Annotated in this window: 17 protein-coding genes; 3 read left to right on the top strand and 14 right to left on the bottom strand. The window is 46.6% G+C overall.

Annotation, left to right across the window (positions count from 1 at the left end):
• Window positions 1-64 precede the first annotated feature (64 nt).
• The 4 genes from DR864_RS22325 to DR864_RS22310 all read right to left on the bottom strand — a co-directional run bounded on the left by DR864_RS22325 (window position 65) and on the right by DR864_RS22310 (window position 6,157).
• The gene (locus DR864_RS22325) at window positions 65-991 is read right to left on the bottom strand and encodes a sugar ABC transporter substrate-binding protein (protein ID WP_114069052.1); all 927 of its coding nucleotides are present in this window, start codon (window positions 989-991) and stop codon (window positions 65-67) included.
• A gap of 120 nt (window positions 992-1,111) precedes the next feature.
• Window positions 1,112-2,089, bottom strand: a complete 978-nt coding sequence (locus tag DR864_RS22320; RefSeq protein ID WP_114069051.1) for an ABC transporter permease — start codon at window positions 2,087-2,089, stop codon at window positions 1,112-1,114.
• Between the two features lie 117 nt (window positions 2,090-2,206).
• The gene (locus DR864_RS22315; RefSeq protein ID WP_114069050.1) at window positions 2,207-3,706 is read right to left on the bottom strand and encodes a sugar ABC transporter ATP-binding protein; all 1,500 of its coding nucleotides are present in this window, start codon (window positions 3,704-3,706) and stop codon (window positions 2,207-2,209) included.
• Between the two features lie 138 nt (window positions 3,707-3,844).
• Window positions 3,845-6,157 (bottom strand): DUF7133 domain-containing protein, encoded by a 2,313-nt coding sequence (locus DR864_RS22310; RefSeq protein WP_114069049.1) that lies wholly within the window; start codon window positions 6,155-6,157, stop codon window positions 3,845-3,847.
• A gap of 265 nt (window positions 6,158-6,422) precedes the next feature.
• On the opposite strand from DR864_RS22310, the gene DR864_RS22305 reads away from it, so the two are divergent.
• From DR864_RS22305 to DR864_RS22295, 3 genes are all read left to right on the top strand, one after another.
• The gene (locus DR864_RS22305) at window positions 6,423-8,636 is read left to right on the top strand and encodes a carbohydrate binding family 9 domain-containing protein (protein ID WP_114069048.1); all 2,214 of its coding nucleotides are present in this window, start codon (window positions 6,423-6,425) and stop codon (window positions 8,634-8,636) included.
• 485 nt (window positions 8,637-9,121) lie between these two features.
• The gene (locus DR864_RS22300; protein WP_162794045.1) at window positions 9,122-9,424 is read left to right on the top strand and encodes a nucleotidyltransferase family protein; all 303 of its coding nucleotides are present in this window, start codon (window positions 9,122-9,124) and stop codon (window positions 9,422-9,424) included.
• Window positions 9,411-9,854 (top strand): HepT-like ribonuclease domain-containing protein, encoded by a 444-nt coding sequence (locus DR864_RS22295; protein WP_114069047.1) that lies wholly within the window; start codon window positions 9,411-9,413, stop codon window positions 9,852-9,854. The genes DR864_RS22300 and DR864_RS22295 overlap by 14 nt, the downstream gene beginning before the upstream one ends.
• A 302-nt stretch (window positions 9,855-10,156) precedes the next feature.
• On the opposite strand, the gene DR864_RS22290 is transcribed toward DR864_RS22295, so the two are convergent.
• From DR864_RS22290 to DR864_RS22245, 10 genes are all read right to left on the bottom strand, one after another.
• On the bottom strand, window positions 10,157-10,816 hold the full coding sequence (locus DR864_RS22290) for an MAE_28990/MAE_18760 family HEPN-like nuclease (protein WP_114069046.1): 660 nt from the start codon (window positions 10,814-10,816) through the stop codon (window positions 10,157-10,159).
• The gene (locus DR864_RS22285) at window positions 10,813-11,865 is read right to left on the bottom strand and encodes a GmrSD restriction endonuclease domain-containing protein (protein WP_114069045.1); all 1,053 of its coding nucleotides are present in this window, start codon (window positions 11,863-11,865) and stop codon (window positions 10,813-10,815) included. Before DR864_RS22285 ends, DR864_RS22290 begins: the two co-directional genes overlap by 4 nt.
• Window positions 11,866-12,037: 172 nt before the next feature.
• Window positions 12,038-13,198 (bottom strand): Gfo/Idh/MocA family protein, encoded by a 1,161-nt coding sequence (locus DR864_RS22280; RefSeq protein WP_114069044.1) that lies wholly within the window; start codon window positions 13,196-13,198, stop codon window positions 12,038-12,040.
• A 94-nt stretch (window positions 13,199-13,292) separates the two neighbouring features.
• Window positions 13,293-14,327, bottom strand: a complete 1,035-nt coding sequence (locus DR864_RS22275; protein ID WP_114069043.1) for a sugar phosphate isomerase/epimerase family protein — start codon at window positions 14,325-14,327, stop codon at window positions 13,293-13,295.
• 144 nt (window positions 14,328-14,471) lie between these two features.
• On the bottom strand, window positions 14,472-15,686 hold the full coding sequence (locus DR864_RS22270) for a cupin domain-containing protein (RefSeq protein ID WP_114069042.1): 1,215 nt from the start codon (window positions 15,684-15,686) through the stop codon (window positions 14,472-14,474).
• 73 nt (window positions 15,687-15,759) lie between these two features.
• Window positions 15,760-16,800, bottom strand: a complete 1,041-nt coding sequence (locus DR864_RS22265; RefSeq protein WP_114069041.1) for an aldose 1-epimerase family protein — start codon at window positions 16,798-16,800, stop codon at window positions 15,760-15,762.
• 104 nt (window positions 16,801-16,904) lie between these two features.
• A complete protein-coding gene (locus DR864_RS22260) occupies window positions 16,905-17,714 on the bottom strand; it encodes an alpha/beta fold hydrolase (protein ID WP_114069040.1) in 810 nt (269 codons plus the stop codon).
• Window positions 17,715-17,724: 10 nt separating this feature from the next.
• Window positions 17,725-18,552, bottom strand: a complete 828-nt coding sequence (locus tag DR864_RS22255; RefSeq protein ID WP_114069039.1) for a sugar phosphate isomerase/epimerase family protein — start codon at window positions 18,550-18,552, stop codon at window positions 17,725-17,727.
• Between the two features lie 38 nt (window positions 18,553-18,590).
• Window positions 18,591-19,655, bottom strand: coding sequence for a ThuA domain-containing protein (locus tag DR864_RS22250; protein ID WP_114069038.1), 1,065 nt, complete (start codon window positions 19,653-19,655; stop codon window positions 18,591-18,593).
• Window positions 19,656-19,693: 38 nt separating this feature from the next.
• Window positions 19,694-20,545: a sugar phosphate isomerase/epimerase family protein gene (locus tag DR864_RS22245; protein ID WP_114069037.1), complete on the bottom strand. Its 852-nt coding sequence runs from the start codon at window positions 20,543-20,545 to the stop codon at window positions 19,694-19,696.
• Window positions 20,546-20,551 lie beyond the last annotated feature (6 nt).

The raw sequence follows: 20,551 nt of genomic DNA, 5'->3' as shown, positions 1-20,551 counted from the left end.
TCTAAATTAAGTTTTTTCTAAAGTAGACAAGGACGGTAGCTAAAAAAAATATCCCTAACTATCCTTATTTAATGAAGGTTGTTACATTGTCTTTGGTAACCAACTGAAAAGGAATAAGCACCTCTTTTTCAACGGCTTCTCCTTTGTATAGCTTCACGGCGGTTTCTATTGCTTTGGCTCCCTGTTGTTGTGCATTTTGAAAAACGGTCGCGTCCAAAGTTCCCTTTTTTACCGCTTGCAGTGCATCAGGAATCGCATCAATACTGACAACAATCACTTTATCTTTCATGCCCGCCGCCGTCAGGGCATTGACGGCTCCCATGCCCATTTCATCGTTTTGGGCAAATACCGCATTAATGTCTTTGCCATAAGACTGAATCCAGTTTTCCATCAGTGACATCGACTTGGCGCGGTCCCATTCGCCCGTTTGATGCGCAATTAGTTTCAGGTCAGGATATTGTTTCAAAATTTCGCGCGCGCCCTGCTCGCGTTTGATTTGCGCGGCTTGTCCCATGTAGCCGTGCATCATGACCACATTTCCTTTACCGCCCAGTTTTTCGGCAATGAATTTCATGGCAATTCGGCCCGACTCCACATCATCAGAACCCACAAACGCCGAAGGTTTAGTGCTGGTTTCTGAATTAACATTGATGATGGGAATCTTGGCCGCCAAAGCTTTGGTCACCGCCGGCGAACTCGCCTCTACTTCGCAAGGATTCATCACAATGGCATCTACTTTTTGGGCAATGAAGCTCTCGACTTGTTCAATCTGTTTCAACGCCGAACGCTCGGCATCCACGGTGATTAGTTCAATACCCAACTCCTGCGCCTTTTTCTCCATTTCATCACTGACATTGACAATGAACTCATTCTGCATACTCAGCATCGTAACGCCAATGACCATTTTCTTTTCGCCGCTCTCTTTTTCACTCGTTTGGTTACATCCTGCCAACGTCGCCAAAGCAATCAATCCAAGGTATATTTTTTTCATTTTCAATTAATATAGTTCAGTTTGTTACTACAAAACAGTCAGGGCTAAAGCCCTTTTGGGCTGCATTTTATTTTCACTCCCCAAGCTAAAGCATGGGGTTAAAGAAGACGGCCTGCTTACTTATCGCTGCGCGGCCGACTGATTCCAGCCATCCAGTACCACGGCCCCGATAATGATAGCCCCCATCACGACTTGCTGGTAATAGGAGGTGACATTAAGCAAGTCTAACCCATTGCTAATCACACCAATTAGCAAGGCACCGATGAGAGTTCCCGTCATGGTTCCTGTTCCTCCTGAGGTACTTGTGCCACCGATGATGGCCGCCGCAATGGCATCAAGTTCAAAACCAGCTCCCGCGTTTGGCTGTCCAGTGGTGATTCGGGAGGTCAGCAAAATGCCTGCCAAGGCCGCTAATCCGCCGCATATTGTATAAACGGCCATTTTGACTTTATTTACTCGAATTCCCGATGCTTTTGCGGCCTGTTCGTTGCCCCCAACGGCATAAATGTAACGCCCCAAAATCGTCTTTTTCAAAACCACCGAACATACCACAAACGCTACAATAAGCACAATAATAGGAAAGGGAACCCCCAAAACATTTCCACCACCAATAAAATTAAATGAGTCGGAAAGATTGGAAACAGGACGTCCTTTGCTCAAAATCAGGGCCAACCCCCGCCCGATGGTCATGGTGCCGAGCGTAACAATAAACGGCGGCACCTTACTTTTGGTGATGATGGTTCCATTAAACGCTCCCATGAAAACGCCCGCCAACAAACCCGCCAGAACGGGCACAATGACGGGATAGTCATCGGGATGCGCCAATAGCGATGCCACAATCCCCGTTACGGCCACCATTGAACCCAGCGAAAGGTCAATCCCGCCCGTGATGATGACAAACGTAACTCCAAATGCCAGTAACGCATTGATAGACACTTGCGTAACAATGATGGTCCAATTGGAAACGGTCAGGAATTTTGGGGTAATCAGCGACAAGATGAGACAAATCACCACAAAAGCGATGAAAATCCCGTATTGCCCCATGCCACGTGCCCGTTGTTTGGTGGAATTCCCTAATTGCGTAAAATAATTATTCATTCTAAAGTATTTGGGTTCACGTTCCTATTTCTTCCATGAGAGCGGCGGTTGTGAGCAACCTCCGCCACAGTTTTTTACCACTTCCTTTTTCACCTCCATCAATCTGAAACAACTGTTTTAATGCTGCATTGCGTATTTCATTATCGTTTCTTGGGTCGCTTCTTGTTTAGAGAGTAGGGCCGTTTGTTTTCCTTTTGACAATACGACAATGCGGTCGCTCATGCCAAGTATCTCGGGCAGTTCTGACGAAATCACCACGACGGCTATCCCCTTGGCTGTCAACTCGTTGATTAGCTTATAAATTTCAAATTTGGCTCCAATGTCGATTCCCCGCGTGGGCTCATCCAAGATGACGATTTCGGGCGAAGCAAGCAATACTTTGCCGATGACCACTTTTTGTTGATTACCGCCGCTCAAATGAGTTACTTTTTGGTCCATACCCGACGTTTTGATTTTCAGGTCGTTTATCATCTGAGTAGCTACTGCGCTTTCGCTTTTGTCTTGAATCATCCCCCCTTTGGTATGACTTGACAGACTCGCCAACGTAATGTTGTGTTTGACCGACAGTGCGGGGATAAACCCTACGCCTTTTCGGTCTTCGCTCACGTATCCAATACCATTTCTGATGGCATCCCGCGGCGATTTAATGATTATTTTATGGCCTTTGAGTACAATTTCACCGCCGCTGAAGGCATCCAATCCAAATATAGCCCGCGCTATTTCTGTCCGACCAGCGCCCATCAATCCAGCGATGCCGACTACTTCTCCAGCGTGTACATCAAAACTAATATTGTCGAATTTGCCGCGCTGACTAAGATTTTTTACGGATAAAACGACTTCTCCTTTGGGCGAAGACTTTTCAGGAAAAAGCGTATTTATTTCCCGCCCGACCATCATCGTTATCAGGCTTTTACGGTCAAGTTCGGCGGCGGACTTGGTGCCGATGTATTTCCCATCTCTCAATACCGTAATCGAATCCGCAATTTGGTAGATTTCATCCATTTTGTGCGAGATGTAAATTACCGACACGCCTTTGAATTTTAGGTCTTTGATGATGGAAAACAGCGTTGCTACTTCCTTATCCGAAATCGCCGATGTTGGCTCATCCATGATGATAACCTTGGCGTTGTTTGAAATGGCTTTCGCAATTTCCACCATCTGCATTTCGGCCACGCTGAGGTATTTCATTTTGGTTTTGGGACTTACCTCTAGCCCTATTTGCTTCAACAGGATTTCCGCCTGTCGATTAATCTCATGGTCGTTTAACCAACTCGAAAACCATTGGGTAGCCTCTCTTCCCAGAAAAATATTTTGGGCAACGGTCAGCTCAGGTACAATCAAAATTTCCTGATGAATCATCGAAATCCCTTGTTTCAAGACCTCGCTGACATTGCTGTTTTTCAACTCGTTTCCTTCAAACAAAATCTCACCAGCGTCGGGCGTAAGCAGGCCAATCAAAATTTTCATGAAGGTCGACTTACCCGCCCCGTTTTCCCCCATCAACGCGTGAACCTCTCCCCTGCGCAGGTTTAACTGCACATCATCAAGCGCTTTGACACCCGAAAACGATTTGGAAAGACCGTGAACCTGAAGAATAAAATCCGAATGTAGGGTCATTTGGAATGGATACCGTTATTGAGAAAATTATTCTACTAAGAAACAAAAACGTTTAAAATACTCACTCAAAGGCATAAATTGAAGCAAAGGAGTTTGGCAGTGCGCGCACCGCCAAGGGCACCGTCACGCAATAAACGTTTACCGGTTGACAGGCAGCGGAGGAGCAAGTTTTTCCAAACCTTCAATCGTCCACGCCTCATTGAGTACGGAATGCTGCTCTCGCATTTTCTTAACATCGGCCGGATACACCGCTGGATAAGGAAAGCCTCGATACTCTCTTGGGCGATTGGCCCCAAACTCATGCCGGGCATAACTCAGCACCGCCGCAATCCATTCGTCGGTGTTATCTTTCATTGCGGGCATTTCGGTTGGGTACGCTTTCCCCTCAATCGGTCCTTTCAGGCCGTGGAGCAGAATTCGGATGGAGGTTTCTTTATCAGCAATCAGGTGCTTGGCCCCCAAAAGCGCCGGGGCGATATTGGAAGACAAGCCTTTTCCGTCATTCCCGTGGCATACCGCGCACATAGCCTTATAGATTTCGGCCCCTTCCATCACTAATTTTCGGTCGCCCGCCGACAGTCGCCCCAATCGGCTACCGTAGGTTTTAATGTCTTCGTTTTTATCAATGCTCGCTTTGGCGCTGACCAACATTTGTTTGTCGGTATGTTGTTCCAGAATACCTTTCACGATGCGCTTAGCGCTTTCGTTTTTGCTCGCTCCCAGCGACAAAATCAACTGCGTTTTGACATCATAGTCAGCGTCGGAAACAAGCTCGCTTAGTTTTGTGATAAATTCCTCATCGTTTTGTTTCAGATAAGTTTCGCCAATCCAGATGGCCGCCCGTCTGATTTGTGGGTCAGGGTCTTTCATGGCGGTATAAATCACTTCTTTGTCAATGGCGTTAAGGCCTTCTAAAGTCCACAGCGCATGAAGCTGGCCCAACGCCGAGGGGCGCGTAGGCAATGAGCCCTGCTGGCCTTTAGCCATTTGTTTTAAAACAGGGATGACCGATTTATCCCCCAAAATAACAATCTGTTTCTGGGCATTATCCCGCCACCAGCCATTGGGGTGGTCCAAATACGGAATCAGATTGCCCGCTGGTACATCCAACATTTTGGGTTGAGGGCCTCGGGTGTATCCGTCATGGACCAGTCGCCAGATGCGACCCCGTTGGTTCACTTTGTCCAACTTATAGCGCTCGATTTGGTCGCGCAAAAAGCTTCCTTTGGGCGTCCAGTTAGATTCCTGAATGATTCCCCGATTCATGTCTATGATGTATACACAACCATCGGGGCCAGTGTAGGTATTGACGGGTCGGAAAAAGAAATCCGTACTAGAAATAAACTCTTTGTTTTGGTATACATTTTCGAGATAGGTTTTGCCTTCCCGATTCACGACGTTGGCGCGTCTGATAATACGGGCAACGGGCTCGGTGATTAAGTAATCCCCCACCAAATCGGCTGGAAGGCGGTCGCCCCGAAAAATGGATTGACCATTGGCCGATGTAAAGTGGTTTAGGGTACTGTCGGAACGCAGCCGCTTGGGCCCACCCTGCACGTCGGGGTTGGAAATGCTCGACCACACGGGGCTGAAGGTTTCTTCACTGTACGCATCAGAAAATTCCAACGCTCCATATTTGGGATTAATCTGGAAGCCTGAACCCGCATTTTCGCCCCCGCCACGGCTAAAAAACAAGCGTCCGTAATTATCGTGCGTCAGTCCCCATTGGCCGTTGGAGCCGCTAGGCAGGGAATCGGCCTTCAAGACGCCGTTGGTATACCGAAAACGGACGGGGTCTACGGTCTGGTAAATGTAATTATCAAGATTCCATACCAATCCGCTGCGCTGATGCTCTAAATTGCCAGGGGCCACCTTGCCAACGATATAAACGGGCTTTTTTACGTCCGCCACGCCGTCGCCATTGGTATCTTTGTAGCTATAAATATCGTAGGTATCCGTTTCATTGACCAACAACTCGTGGTTGACGCAAAGTAGCATTCGGGGCAGCATCAAGTCTTTGATAAAAACGGAGCTTTTGTCCATTTTTCCGTCATTATCGGTGTCTTCCAGCAACATCACTCGACTGATTTTCACTTTGGTACCTGTGCCGTCGGCGTCTTGGGTGTAGGTTTCCATCTGCGCCACGTACATTTTGGCATTACCGTCCCACGCAAGCGCTACTGGCTCCGTAATCATGGGTTCGCTGGCCACAAGCTCCATGTGATAGCCTTTAGGTACGCGAAATGCCTGCTGGCTTTGCGCGGGACTCAGCGGCACCATGGCGGGAACCGTCTCCACGGGCAAGTTCAGACTGGCCTGTTCCTCGGCCTGCGTAATGACCACTGGCGTAGCCGACGGAGCGGATGAAGAGGAGGTTGTCATCTGCACCTTACAGGCATAAATCAGGGCCGTTAGGCTTACCAAAAAAAATACCAAATTTTTACTTTTCATTGAGCTGACTTATTGAGAGATACTAATCGTGACGGAGCGTGTTGGGTAGCATTATTCGGAAACAATGACAAAATCAATTAAAGGCTCCTTTTTACTCGTTTAAGTAAACGAAAGTGCCATCTCACAAAGCCCACGGGGCCAAAAGCGCCCCAATAGTCCACAAAAAATCACCCTGCGACTACGTTTTCCCATCTTTTGGGGGAGAGTGATTTAAGAAAGGAATACTAACTTGCAGGCCTATTTATATCCTATTCCACTTCCTCGTATGAACTGTAAGTTTGCGCTGGCCTTTTGCATGGTACCGTTTCTCTGTTTTTCGCAAGATGTACTTCTGTTTAAACCCGATTCCGTTCGTAAAGAATTTGAGGCCGTCAAGGTTTCTAACAATCTAAAAATAGACGGACTACTCAACGACAAAGAATGGCAGCTGGCCAAACCCAAAAGTGATTTTATAGAAATAGACCCTCATCAAGGCAAAATTCCGCGCCACCGTACCGAAATGCGGGCGCTGTACAACCAACACTATTTGTACATCGGCGTGTTTAATTATGATACGTTGGGAAAAAAATCCATCCGTGTCATTGATTTTAAGCGGGACTTCAACACCCGTACGTCTGATTTTGTGGGCATGACCATCGACGGCTTCAACGACCGCCGCAATGCCATGGTGTTTACGACCAACCCGCACGGCGTTCAGCGCGATTTTTTGGCTTTTGATGCCAACTACATTGATTTGGATTGGGATGGTCTCTGGCGCGTGCGTACCGCCCGCTCAGATTCGGGTTGGGTGGCAGAATTTGCCATTCCTTGGAAAACCCTGCGCTATGCCAAGTCAGACTCCACCTTTCAAAGTTGGGGTTTTAACCTCAATCGAAGCCGACGCATGACCAACGAGAATTATGCGTTTTCACCGTTTCCGCGTTCATTCAATGTATTACGCATGGACTACGCGGGCATTATCAAAGGACTGCAACCGCCCCCGCCGACGGCCAACGTACGCATACAACCGTTCTTTTTGACTTCGTACGACCGCTACCGCAACATGGACGGACGCAAACCGCACGATGCCGCCGTGAAATTGGGGGGTGAAGTAAAATGGGCCATCAACTCGCGAGCCGTGTTGGATTTGACCTTTAATACCGACTTTGCGCAAGCCGACGCCGACCGGCAGGTCAACAACGTGACGCGCTTTTCGGTGCTTTTCCCCGAGCGTCGGCAGTTTTTCTTAGAAAATGCCTCACTGTTCGGGATTGGCGTTGGCCCAGCTTCTGACCTGTCGGGCGGTTCGATGCGTATTCAGCCCTTTTTTAGCCGACAGATAGGCTTGGACGGAAGCGGGAACCCCATTCCGATTGATGCCGGTGCCCGTTTTGTGAGCCGCTCAGCCAAGACCAATTACGGTGCCATGTACATTCGTCAACGGGGCACCGACTCGTCGCCAGCGACCAACTATTTTGTGGGGCGCTATTCTGAAAACTTAGGAAAACAAAGCCGTTTGGGGGCCTTAGTAACGGTCAAAAGTGACACGGGCAATACCAATATTGTGGGCAATCTCGACGGTTTCGTACGATTTAACGAAGCCCATTCGCTCAACTGGATGTTCAACCTCAGCCACGATTCCAAAGGCAACGTGACGGGCGCGGCCGGAGCGGCGCAATACTACTACGCCACCAACCAATGGAAAATCTGGTGGACGCAGTCGCTGATTTCAAAATCATTCAATCCTGCCGTTGGTTTTATTTCCCGTACCGACGTAATCGGCACTACGCCGGGGATTTTTTGGTTTTATCGTGGCAAACACCTGCCCTTCAAAAAAATCATTCGTTCGTTTGAGCCGAGTTTATTGGTGGAGTTTTACAATCAAGCGAGTACGGGCAAACTCATTGAGCGTTCGTATGGCCTGAGTCCTTTCTGGATCATGCTCCAGTCGGGTGGGTTTATGGGGCATATCATGACCCCCACCTACCAGTACCTCACCGAGCCTTTCAGCCCGTTAGGGGTGAAAATTGCGGCGGGTGCCTACAACTACACACGTCATACGGTGTATTGGGGGAGCGATGGTTCTAAAAAGCTGAGTTTTACGTGGAATGGAGAATACGGGACGTATTACAACGGCAAGCTCAATACCACCAACCTGAGCGTATTGCTTGCCCCGATTCCGCATATTTCCATCACGGGGCGGTTTAATCGGAATAATTTTAGAAATGTGGGCGTGAACAACACCACCAAAAATGTGGATTTATTGTCGGTAGAGGGCCGTTTTGCGGCCAACCCCCGCCTCCAGCTCATCGGTTTTTACCAGCGCAACACCGACACCAAAGCCAACAACTACAACATTCGTTTGTCGTGGGAGTATCAACCGCTGTCGTTTATCTACATCGTGTTCAACAAGCGCGAGTTCCAATCCACCACGCGCCTCGACACGCGCAGTCAGGAAGACCACTTGATTGCCAAGATTAGCTATCTGCGGCAGTTGTAGGGAGTTAAAACTCCCAATAGTAGGCACGATTACGCTTTTTAATAGCTTAGAAGTACAGGATCGTTTTGGCTGTATTCTCCAAACTAGCGTTAATTCAGCGAATGGATTAGCCTAATTAGCGCAAATTTAGAGAATAGCAATCATAGATTAAGTTTTTGGCAATCACCGTGTTACAAAAACGCTCTTTATAAAAAGGACGAAGTCACCCTTCAGAAGACCCCGTCCGAAGGGAAAGCCTTTTATCACCCACGTTGTCATGCCGTAGGCATCTAAATCCTTTTTTTCTCTGGAGAATTGGGGCCAACGGTAAACGTAGATAGGCATAAACGGCTGGAATCCTTGTGATAATTGTCACGGCTCGGCCACCCCGTCGCGGGAGGCGAGCGACTGCGGGAAGCTCGTGGACCTTTCTAAAACAGTAGGATTTTGCGTAGTTTTGCTATATTGGGGTCATCAAAGTTTTTTTAACCCAGCACACACAGGATATGGAAGCGAGAACCACTCATCAAATGACGGTTTTACAACTGGAAGAGCTTCTGCGGCACCATCGGATTTTTGATGCCTTCGGTATCACGCAGTTGGGGGTGTTTGGGTCATTTGCTCGCGGAGAGAGCTACCGGGATATTGATTTTTTACTGGAAGAGGAACTGGACTATGACACCCGAAAACGTCTCAAAACCCGCCTGTCAAGGGTTTTAAAAACAAAGATAGATATTGTCCCTGCTAAATTTATTGACCCGATTATTTTGTACCGTGCCCAAAAAGACCTCAAATATGTCAGAAAATAAAAGCCGGGACTTATTACCTCTGTTAGTGATGTTGGAATCTGTGGAAAAAATTTTGTTGTACGCAAAAGGTTTCCAAACGGCAAAAGATTTCCTTTGGGCAGAGGATCAATTAAGATTTAACGCGAGCCTGTTGTTGTTATCGAATGTGGGAGAAAATGCAGGAAAAATATCTGAATCAACTCGTACGGTCTACCCTACATTTCCGTGGAAGCAGGTGCGTGGATTGAGAAATCGGATAGCGCATGATTATACAGGTATTGACTTTGAAATGGTGTTTGATATTATACAGAATCATATACCGCCGCTCAAAACAGCCATTGAAGTAATCGTGAAAGAGGGTTTGGGTAATGGTTTTTTCGATAAAAACGAATGCGAAGCCGCCCAAAACAGTCTTTTTTACAGGCATATTGACTTTAAGCGATTGATGTAGCTTCAATCAGCGAAGCTTTTATCGCTTCCTTTGCCATGGCGTAGGCATCTGACTCTTTTTTCAACTTGAAAGTGTAAGACGCAGCTCATTGGGAGTAGATAGGCAAAAACAGCCGGAGGCCTTGTGATAGTCGTCACGGCGCTGACCACGATATTTTTCAGATAAAAATAGATCTATACTATAGGCACTCCCTGTGTGACAAACACTCTCTTTATGGAAAGGTCGAAGTCAACATTCGGAAGACCTTAACCAACGGGGGGAATCAACAAAAGAAGAAAAACTTTTGCTAACAAGAAGTTAAATTATTTCCGAAAATTATTATTTTGAATATACTCTTCAAATGAGTTAATAAAGTATGTACAAAACCCTGACACATCTGATAATCTTTTTCTTAAATCATCAATTGTCACATTACTGCCAATATCTGAAGCTGGCAGATTTCCGTGAGCGATATTTATCCTATTAGAAACAATATCTTGAAGGCGTCCTCTAAAAGAAACGTCGTGAAACAAAGGAGTTCTTAAATTAAATGTTTCCCAAATTGTTTTTAATTGTTTATCTGTAATATTTTTACCATCTGTAGGTATTAGATCTGTATCAATATTTACACTAATATTTTTGTGAATTGCTGAAAATAATTCAAAACGTTTATCCCATTTTTTTGATTTAACCTGTATTAGTGCTTCAAGTTGAGAATTTAATGCTAAGCTTAAAATGACGGACTGCAAATCATCAATTCGGCAATTTGATTGATTTATATAATATATACATTTTGCAATTGTTGAATAAATTGTATATTCAATTACACCATATAACTGTACATAAATTAAGCCTTTTGCAGTGTTTAAATATCTGGGTGTTGTAATAGGAGGTTTAGGAATATGAATTGAAATAAAATCAATATGTTCTCTGATTTCAACTATCCTTTTAGCGGATTCATTTGTAATATCTACAAACATCATTTACCCAAAAATTTATCTCTACAGTATTCTATTCTTCCTATTACTTTAGATTTTGTATTCGTTGCTCCACTTATGTGTGGTAGTAGCAAATCTCCTAAAATCCATTCATTAGCATTTTCTAAGATTAAAGTTTCACTGACTTGTAATGCAAGAGCTGCACCCACAGCTACTCCCTCAAATAAATTTATCGGGGTTGTATTTCTTTTTTTTGTAATGCCATTGGGTAAATTTTTTAATTGCGAAAAAGTTTTAGAAAATATTTTTCTATTAGTTTCGTAATCAAATTTTATGCTTGATTTCTCCATGTATGAATTTAGAAAATCAACTACGCTATGATCAAATTGTTCATAATTTTCAAAAAAAGCAAAAAATCTTAAAACTAACTCTTCTCGAGTTCCGTCAGAATGTTGAGTTTCAGTTAATTTAATTGTTTGCAAGAAATCATCTGTTTTTGATAGTTCTTTAAGAAAATCGTTAAATCTGCCTCTATATACACAACTTCTTATTTCTTGGGGAGTAAGTACAACTCCTCCCGTATTTAATCTTTCAAATAAATCAAATCTAACATTTTTATCGCTTTTATCACTTAAGGTTGTAATTTTCATAGGCTTTAATAGAAATTCAAGTTGCACTGTTTTAGGCAAATCAGTGAATAATTTATTATTAAAACTTGATAATTTCCCTAAACCCGATAGCTTAAGATTATCAATTGCTTTATTTCTAATTTTGTCAAGAAGACCTGCTTTACTCCTTGCATCATCCGATCCTGCAAAATGTATAATTGAACTTAATCTTTGTACTCCATCGATTAACTCCCATGAGCCATCATTATTTGTAGCCATAAATAAACTTGGTATTGGAATTCCCAAGAAAATTGATTCAATTAGCTCTGATTGTCTATCTTCCTTCCAACGAAATTGTCTTTGATATTCTGGAGCAATATCTATTATATTCTCACTAATCATAGAAATTAATTCTTTGACGCTTATGTCGTATGTATTAAAATCAACTTTTCTCTTCAATTCATTTAATTGGCTTATTAAATCCATATATTAAGAAAATTAGGTTCTTTAAAATATTATATTTATTAGTCTGACGTTTAGCAAAAAAACCTCATTTATCTTATAAAGATAGGTTTTACTTTTAATTTCCACAAAAATCTGCCAATCAAAAAAAGCGCGAGGCAATGCCCCGCGCTTCGTGTATAAAGAGGAAACGAAACTACCCAATCGCCTCCGCACCCGTATCTTTCCAGCTCCGAGAATTGGCGGATTCAATGACGGCTTCGCATACTTTTTGGGTTTGGAGCGCGTCTCTGAACGTGGGGCCGCAAGGCTCGCCAGTTTCGAGGCTTTTGAGGAAATCGGCCACTTGGTGAATGAAGCTGTGCTCGTAGCCGATGCCGCAGCCCGGAATCCACCAACGGTTCATGTACGGCTGATCTCCGTCGGTTACGTGGATGGAGCGCCAGCCGCGTACGATAGATTCGTCGCTGTGGTCAAAATATTCGAGGCGGTTCAGGTCGTGCAAATCCCAGCGGATAGACGCGTGCTCGCCGTTGATTTCAAAGGTATAAAGGGCTTTGTGGCCGCGTGCATAGCGCGTAGACTCAAAAAGCCCCAGTGAACCGTTGGCAAAATGGCAATGGAAAAGGCAGGCATCGTCGATACCTACGGGCTGTACTTTACCCGTCAGTTGGTGCATACGCTCTTTTACGAAGGTTTCGGTCATGGCCGATACGTCGGTGATGGCACCATTGAGCCACATGGCGGTATCAATACAGTGCGCCAATAAGTCGCCCGTTACGCCCGAACCAGCCGAATCTACATCCATGCGCCACAGGCCCGTTCCGCCCTGCGGCAGGTCGGCGTTGATGGTCCAGTCTTGGAGGAAGTTGGCGCGGTAGTGAAATATCTTGCCCAGCTTGCCCGAATCCACGATTTGCTTCGCCAAAGTCACGGCGGGTATGCGGCGGTAGTTGTACCAAACGGTGGTTTTCACGCCCGCTTTTTCGGCGGCTTCCACCATCGTTTCACCTTCGGCCAGGGTGCGCGCCAGTGGTTTTTCGCACAGAATCATCTTACCCGCAGCGGCAGCGGCCAATGCGATTTCGGCGTGGCTGTCGTTGGGTGTACAGATGTCGATGGCGTCAATATCATCGCGGGCCACGAGTGCTTTCCAATCCGTTTCGTAAGATTCGAAGCCCCATTGTTCGGCAAATGCCTTTACCTTCTCGGCGTTGCGCGAGCAAACCGCCTTCAATACTGGATGATATTCTAATTCAGGGAAAAAATTTGCAATTCGGTTATATCCATTGGAGTGCGTACGGCCCATCAAACCCGTTCCTACCAATCCAATGCGTATTTGTTTTTTTTGTGCCATTTTTCTTTAAGTTGTTAAGGATTAACAAATTACAAAGCTACACTTCGAAAGAAGACGTGGAAAGTTTCAAAAACTTCCCACGTCTATAAATCTCTTATGCTTCGTACCAGCCGTGTGCCTTACGAACGTTGATCATCGTAGCCAAAATGTCATTCCAAGTTTGCTGCTTGGTCATCACCTCGTTGGCAAACATACAACCATCCCAGCAAATGTGCTTGAAGGCTTTGGTAAGCTCACCGCTTTCGTCGCGGAGCCAAAGTCCAGCGTCATGCACTACGTCCAGCTTTCCGTTGGGGTCAGTGGCCAAGCAGTGGCGACCCGTTTTATCGTGTGAGCCTGTTCCGTGTACGGTTCCGTCATTTTGAGCCACGTGGAAATCAATCGTCCAAGGACGAAGCGCTGCGGTCAATTTCTTCAACCCGTCTAAGAATGTTTCGCGGTCGCCCCACTGAAAATCTTCGGGTAAAATGCGGTGTTCGGGCGCATTGTAGCCCAACAGATACAACGTAGTGTGCGACATATCAGCTTGGAAACCGATATTTTTACGGTCTACGGCTTCGAGGGTTTCGAGCATGTATTTCCAGCTGTGCATTCCGCCCCAGCAGATTTCACCTTCGGCGGCCAAACGCTCGCCAAAGTCGGCAGCTACGTCGGCCGCTTCGCGAAATGTTTGGGCAATGAGCTTGGTGTTGCCCGCAGGGTCAGCGGCCCAATCGTGGGGACTGCTTGCCGAGTCAATACGGACAATACCGTTGGGACGAATGCCCATTTCGCGCAGTTTTTGGCCAATGTGACAGCTTTTACGTACCATTTCTACAAATTCGGCACGTTGCTCTTTGGTACCCATGGCAGGGCCGCCCCAAATAGGAGCCACCAAACTACCGATTTCGAGGCCATGAGCGGCCACTTTATCGGCTAGTCTTTTGATGCCATCGTCCGAAATATCAAGGTCGTAATGAGGATCAAAAAGTCCCAAGTCAACTCCGTCAAATTTAACGCCGCCCACTTCCGCCGCAGCGGTCATTTCCAGCATGGTATCAAGTGAAATCGGCGGTTCGGAATCGGGGCCTTTTCCTACAATACCGGGCCAAGTGGCATTGTGGAGCTTAGGATAATTATTTTCGGGCATGTTGATAAAAGTATTAAAGGTTAATAGTTAAGTGTTATCGGAGTATCTGTCAACCTCGGCAAGGGTTGGAGGCTCAAAACCTCAGCAAGGTTTGGAACGGAGACGCGGTACGCCGCCGCGGCCTAGTCCTTGCCGAGGTTAGTATTAGAGTACCAAATCAGGGTTGTTGGGACCAAAGTGTTTCAGAATCACAATCGGGTCAGTAGCCGATGGATTGCTGATAACAACACCTTCGTTTGCCGCCGCTTCGCTCACAAAGAACTCATCATTGGTCAATTGTCCGTACCGAATCAACGCGGGAGTTTCGATGTCCCAAACACCAAATTTGCCGTGTCCTTGCATCACAATCATACCATACGCGGCCGCGTCTTTGATGGTCACGGTGGCGCCGGGCATGACGGTGAGTTCTTTGGCGCTGTATGCGGTGGATTTATAACAAATCCAGTTTTCTACGTATCCTTGGGCTTGCATCTCTTCCAACGGCCGTACGGGCTTAGGCATCATAAAGTGGTTGGCGGCAAAATTGGGATCAATATTGGCTTCCCAGTCAATCACCGAAACCAACTCGTCATAATCACCTATCTTGTCTTGTGGCGTGCCATTCCAAAGTAATTCTTCTGGCACAATTGCCTCATTGACAAGGCTTTGGTACATTGCAAAAATATCGGATGCTTTTTGTGGCTCGTAGGTGCACAAGCTGCCTGGCGCGTGCAAAATACCTGGGGGCACGTCCCAGCCTGTGCCTGGTTCTAATTTATAAGCTGACGAAAAATTGGTAATTTTGTTGTCACCTTTGTTGAAGTCCATCAAGCATTGCTTGATTTGTTCTTTGGTTGTACCCGGAGTAATTCCGAAGAAGGTATAGGGGAAATCACCGCCGTGGTTGTTGAGTTGGGGAGGGAAATAATAGGCTTCGGGTTTTCCATTTTGCCCTACCAAAGCCGCCTTTTCGTCGTTGTGGTGAATGTGATGAGGCAAGGGGCCCATGTTATCAAAAAACTTAGAATACATCGGCCAGCTTTTGTACTCATCCCACAGGCGGTCACCGATGATTTCGCCTTTCAGCTCGTCGATAACGTCTTTTAGTAATAGTTGTTCGGTTGTATCACCGTCCTGAAAAACCACTTTGCTCAAGCCTTCGTGCTCGCCCGTCAAAGGACCGTTTTTAGCGGGCGTGGTTGACGACAGCCAACGCTCGTCGATACCGCCGCGTACGCCACCCAATACGTAATAATCGTCGGGGTGTAATTTGATTCTTCGTCCGGGTACGCAAAAAGAGCGCGGTACCCATGTTGGGGCTAAGCGTAAAATCCCTTTTCCTTGTTCTAAGGCTTTTGCTGCTAAACTTACATTTGCCATTTTCTGTATAAAGTGCTCGTGCACAATTTAATAGTTGATTGTTGTTCGTTATTATTTTATTTACAGGGACAGGTTATAATGTCAAAACCTCTATCTCCAAATCATACGTGAGGCGTTCGCCAGGAGCCAACTGAATGAGCGTATTTTGTGCTCTTGCCTTTGCTTGGCCAATGGGTGGGTGGGTGCCCGGCTCAATGCCTGTCACGTATTCTCCTTTGCCCCAATGCTGCCAATTGGTCATCCAAGGCAGTTGGCTTTTCTGAAAACGTATGGCCAATTCAATGCCTAAGGCAGCATTTCGTATTCCGCAATGGCACCTACCTTCAGCATCGGCGTCAATATCAATAAAGGCGGCTTCTTCTCCTCCTCCATTGTGCGCTTCCAGCGGGGCAGGGCAGGTTTTAAAATCATTTCCTTCCCTAAAAATCGGGTTATTGGGATTTCCGTCACGCGATTGCCACGCCCCTTCCCACACAATTTCGGCACCTTCATCTACCAGCGGCCAGCCCAAATTGCAGTGGTACAGCATCATGTGCGGGGTGGTGGTATTGGCTCGGTTAATCACCTCATCATGGATGCGAATTTTGGCTTCACCGAGGATTCCCGAAATGGTTCTACGTAGTTCCAAAATGGGTCCAAAAACCTGCGTTTGCTTGATAATTCCCGTAATACTCATCTCCATTTTGCCCGCAACAGGGTCAGGCTGGATGATGGATTCGATTTCGGCGGGAATATTGCTCACCAATCCGTGCAACCCTCGTTCCCCGTATTCATCGGACTCAGGCCCACCCACGTGCGACAGTCCGCAGGTTGTTATCAATCCTCCACCGAAAGTCCGAATCCAGTCAATACCCTTGCCTGAAAAGGGTTGCGGTGGCATGACCCCTGCATGACTCAGCCACGCCAAACTATGCTGATTATAGAATGCGTCAGCGATGTCCATGGCGCGGTCAATGACAACTTTGTAGCGCAGTCCCGTACCCGTATTTATCCACGCAATGCGCGTTCCTCTCCCCAGACCATTGTCGATGATGGACGTCTCAATCCCTCCCAATTGTGCCGCATTCGATAGTTTGTTCGTCCAGGGTTGAGTCGTTATTTCTTTACCGTCCATAAAAATCAATTGTCAGTCATATCGTCGGTTAAAAAGGGAAAAAGCCCTTTAAAGCCTATTTTTAATGTATTTTTTACCTAAAAATTATTCATTTATTTATCCAATCAGTGGGCCAATAACCAGTTTTTGACCCTTGGATTAAAGTCTTCCAATTGTTCAAAATGGAAAATATGCCCTGCCTTTTCGTACAGAAATAAATCGGAGTTCGGGATAGCACCCGCCACTTCGTCGGCCATCCATACGGGCGTGAAAATATCTTCTTTGCCCCCAATGATGAGTGCAGGCTGGGTTAGGTTAGGGAGTTGTTCCAATGCGTTGTGCGCAATACACGCCGCCGCCTGCCCCTCCAACCCGTGCAGAGGCTGAGGAAACGGGTCGATTGCGGCTTGATTGCGGCCAGCTTCCAATTCAGCCGCTGTTTGCTCGTTGTCCCAAGAGGCTTTGGAGTAAATCAATTGTTGAATATACAAGCTAAACTCTTCGGGCCTAAATCGTGCTTTACAGTGCATCATGTGCTGAAAAATCGCTTTGGCGGCGTTATCGCAGCGCGCCCAAGGACACATCAACACCAATGAGCGTACTTTTTTAGGATGGCGAATTGCCAACTGTTGCGCAATCGTACTCCCCATAGAGCAACCTACGACACGAACATTTTCCAATTGAAGCGTATCCAACAGCCCCGCATAATCATCGGCCATCTGCTCCGTAGAATAAGGTCCCGCAGGCTTATCTGACTGGCCCACGCCCCGGTTATCGCCAATAATGCACCTAAAATTATGTTGCCAATACGAAGCGTGGGGCTCCCACACACCGCCAGGTGCCGTAATCCCCATGATGAGAAGAAGCGGCTCGGCCGAACTTGAGCCGCGTTCTTCGTAGTAAAAATTGATTCCGTTGGTCTGAACAAAAGGCATAACAAATTGGCTATTTTAAACCTGGAATTAATTCATTCGTAATCCAGCGACCGTCGTGTAAAGTCACAAAATCGGGGTCTTCTAGCGCCTCAACGCCTTCGTCTTCGCAGATAATCCACCCCCCGTAATTGGTATCTTTCAACCATTGTGTAATGGATAATAAGTCCACTTTTCCTTTGCCCATCAGCGCAAATTCAGGATTTCCATCCCAGTCTTTGTAATGCACGTGATTGATTAAGGAAGCATACTCTTTCATCTTTTCGAGCGGGTCCATACCTCCATTGATGATGTGGCCTACATCGGGCGTCCAGCCCGTCACGGTCGTATCCAACGACTCCAGTACCACTTTATAATCTTCTTCGGTACGAATAATAGAAGTATGCGGAGAGTTTGGGTGAAAACTACACGGCACGCCTTTTTCTTTGGCACGAGCCGAAACCGTATTGACGATGTTGACCAAACTGCGACGGCGTGCTTCTAAATCATGCCGACCCGTAGGGATTTGGACGGTGTTGAGCACTGCTCCAGGAAAACGCTCCAACAAACTGATGGCATTGTTGGCAATCAGGCGTTCGCTGTGGGTTTCTTCGGTTCCGTTCCATTCCAGCGCCAAAGCCACCGCCGCCAATTCGATGCCTTGCTCTTTCAATTTAGCTTCCAAGCGGTCGGGGTCAACTAGCTCGCCCATCCACGTAAAAATGGGCTGAATACCCGTAAAGCCCGCCTGGGCAATGATTTCAATCATGTGGCCCAAGCGCCCCTGGTGCGTGGTGCCATTGCCGCTCATGAACCAGGTATATACCTCTGAACCAAAGCGAAAAGGAAGTTTTTCTGACATATTCGTTGTAATACTTTAGTAACTAAAATGATGTGATTTTATTTCTTTTTCACGACTTCGCCGGGCATAATCAACGAATCCCAGCCCGCCAAATCGGCAGGCTTGACGTTGGCTTTGTACCCATTGAAATTAAACGTGGTTGGCTTGTACGGCCCCACAAAATCAATATTATTGTTGGCCTTGATTTGTTTTTCCATGCCCAGCGCCCAAAAAGCAGCATTTAGGGCCATGCGGCGAAAACCTTCGCTCAATAAGTCTTCCGAAGCACCGTGGGTAGTGGCAAAAACCCGCCCCGACGGTCCTGAATCGATGGAATAGGTACGTACCCACGCCACGGGCAAGAGTTCTTTGGTTTTGTCGGGCTCGGCATCGGCCGTCATGCCATTCAGTACTTGTCCGCGTGCAATCACCGTTGCACTTTTCGGATAAGCGGTATAACCACCAGATTGCGCTAGCATGTCTTTCACGCCCCGCAAAATCGGGTGTTCTTTTTGGGCTTCTTCGGGAATCAGTTTAGATGCTTGTTTGTGGTTGGTACCATAGTGCGAAACCCAAGTTTCACCCAATACTAACTCACCAAAACCATCTTTCCACTCACTTTTTTCGCCTTTATAATCCCACGAATAATGCCCCCATTTGGCATTTCCTTTATTGCTAAAAGCGTGCGTGGCGGTACGAAAAGCAACAATGGGACCACCGCGCCGGATGTATTTGTCGAAGTGTTGCATTTCTTCGTCCCCGAAGTTGGAGAAGCGGGTGAACAGCACCATCAAATCCGCTTTATCCAATACATCCAGTCCTTTCAGGTTGGAACTGCCTGGCAGAATAAAACCATTATCGTCGAGGCCAAAAACCACCGTACACGTAAATCCGTAGCGTTTGGCCAAAATTCGGGCCAGTGCTGGCAGAGATTCTTCGCTACGGTATTCGTGGTCAGACGTAATAAAAACGATGTTTTTTCCACGTCCGGGGCCTTTTTCTCCTTTATAAACAATACGATATTTGTTTACATCTTCCTGAGATGCTGTTTTTTTGTCGGGCGTAAAGCCGACAGCAAAAAAAACAATACTGAACAACAGTATTAAATGCTTTCTGTTTTTCATAAAAGTGTAGAAATAAGGGGGTCAGAGGCTCATCAAAATCACAGATTGTGTTTGATACACATTTGTTGGATAAACGTCAGACCATGCTCGGCGATGTGCCAAGGGTCGTTGTATTCTCTCCACACATTGATGGCGTTGGCAAAACCAGGGTCATTGCGAGAAAACGCCTCAATCGTCAGCCAACCTTTGTAGTTAATTGCCGCCAATCCCGCAAAGGCATCATCCCAAGGGATATGTCCGTCGCCAGGCGTACCTCGGTCGTTTTCGCTGATATGAACGTGGCTCAACACAGGCGAGATGGTTTGAAGCGCCTGACCATATTTCTTTTCTTCTACGTTGGCGTGGTGCGTGTCAAACATCGCCCGTACGTGGGAATGGTCGGCCAACGTAACCAACTTACTTAACTGCGACATGGTGTTGCACAGATAGCACTCAAAACGGTTGAGGGCTTCCAGCGCCAGCACCACATCGGCTTGTGCGGCGTGTTCGCCCGCAGCGTGCAGTACTTCGGCCGCCCAGCCATATTCTTGCTCATACGGCTCATGCGCCGCAAAATGGGCGTGAGCTGAGTGAAAAGGCCCGCACAAAACGCGTGAATTCAAATCATGAGAACGGTCTATCGCCCATTTGATACGGTCAAGTCCCTTGGCACGCACGGTAGCCGAGTCGCTTATGGGATTCATGTCGGGACTTACAACGGTGACAGTGGTTGTTTCCAAACCCAAGCCACGGGTAAAATCACCTACCTGTTTATACGCACTTTCTTCGGGGGAGCCCACAAAAAACTCCACCCCGTCGTAACCAATTTCTTTTAATCGCTCAATAATGGGGAATAATTCTTCTGACATTCCAGCCGACCAAGCCAGCACATTAAATCCAATTTTATTCATGGGATA

Source organism: Runella rosea, from assembly GCF_003325355.1.
GTDB lineage: Bacteria > Bacteroidota > Bacteroidia > Cytophagales > Spirosomataceae > Runella > Runella rosea.
Note: the sequence above shows the minus strand (reverse complement) of the source record. Positions and strands in the feature narration are given on the sequence as shown.

Bases quoted from the DNA above. Each gene is read 5' to 3' on its own strand.
- DR864_RS22325 (WP_114069052.1), bottom strand. From the start codon at position 991: ATGAAAAAAATATACCTTGGATTGATTGCTTTGGCGACGTTGGCAGGA.
- DR864_RS22320 (WP_114069051.1), bottom strand. From the start codon at position 2,089: ATGAATAATTATTTTACGCAATTAGGGAATTCCACCAAACAACGGGCA.
- DR864_RS22315 (WP_114069050.1), bottom strand. From the start codon at position 3,706: ATGACCCTACATTCGGATTTTATTCTTCAGGTTCACGGTCTTTCCAAA.
- DR864_RS22310 (WP_114069049.1), bottom strand. From the start codon at position 6,157: ATGAAAAGTAAAAATTTGGTATTTTTTTTGGTAAGCCTAACGGCCCTG.
- DR864_RS22305 (WP_114069048.1), top strand. From the start codon at position 6,423: ATGAACTGTAAGTTTGCGCTGGCCTTTTGCATGGTACCGTTTCTCTGT.
- DR864_RS22300 (WP_162794045.1), top strand. From the start codon at position 9,122: ATGGAAGCGAGAACCACTCATCAAATGACGGTTTTACAACTGGAAGAG.
- DR864_RS22295 (WP_114069047.1), top strand. From the start codon at position 9,411: ATGTCAGAAAATAAAAGCCGGGACTTATTACCTCTGTTAGTGATGTTG.
- DR864_RS22290 (WP_114069046.1), bottom strand. From the start codon at position 10,816: ATGATGTTTGTAGATATTACAAATGAATCCGCTAAAAGGATAGTTGAA.
- DR864_RS22285 (WP_114069045.1), bottom strand. From the start codon at position 11,865: ATGGATTTAATAAGCCAATTAAATGAATTGAAGAGAAAAGTTGATTTT.
- DR864_RS22280 (WP_114069044.1), bottom strand. From the start codon at position 13,198: ATGGCACAAAAAAAACAAATACGCATTGGATTGGTAGGAACGGGTTTG.
- DR864_RS22275 (WP_114069043.1), bottom strand. From the start codon at position 14,327: ATGCCCGAAAATAATTATCCTAAGCTCCACAATGCCACTTGGCCCGGT.
- DR864_RS22270 (WP_114069042.1), bottom strand. From the start codon at position 15,686: ATGGCAAATGTAAGTTTAGCAGCAAAAGCCTTAGAACAAGGAAAAGGG.
- DR864_RS22265 (WP_114069041.1), bottom strand. From the start codon at position 16,800: ATGGACGGTAAAGAAATAACGACTCAACCCTGGACGAACAAACTATCG.
- DR864_RS22260 (WP_114069040.1), bottom strand. From the start codon at position 17,714: ATGCCTTTTGTTCAGACCAACGGAATCAATTTTTACTACGAAGAACGC.
- DR864_RS22255 (WP_114069039.1), bottom strand. From the start codon at position 18,552: ATGTCAGAAAAACTTCCTTTTCGCTTTGGTTCAGAGGTATATACCTGG.
- DR864_RS22250 (WP_114069038.1), bottom strand. From the start codon at position 19,655: ATGAAAAACAGAAAGCATTTAATACTGTTGTTCAGTATTGTTTTTTTT.
- DR864_RS22245 (WP_114069037.1), bottom strand. From the start codon at position 20,545: ATGAATAAAATTGGATTTAATGTGCTGGCTTGGTCGGCTGGAATGTCA.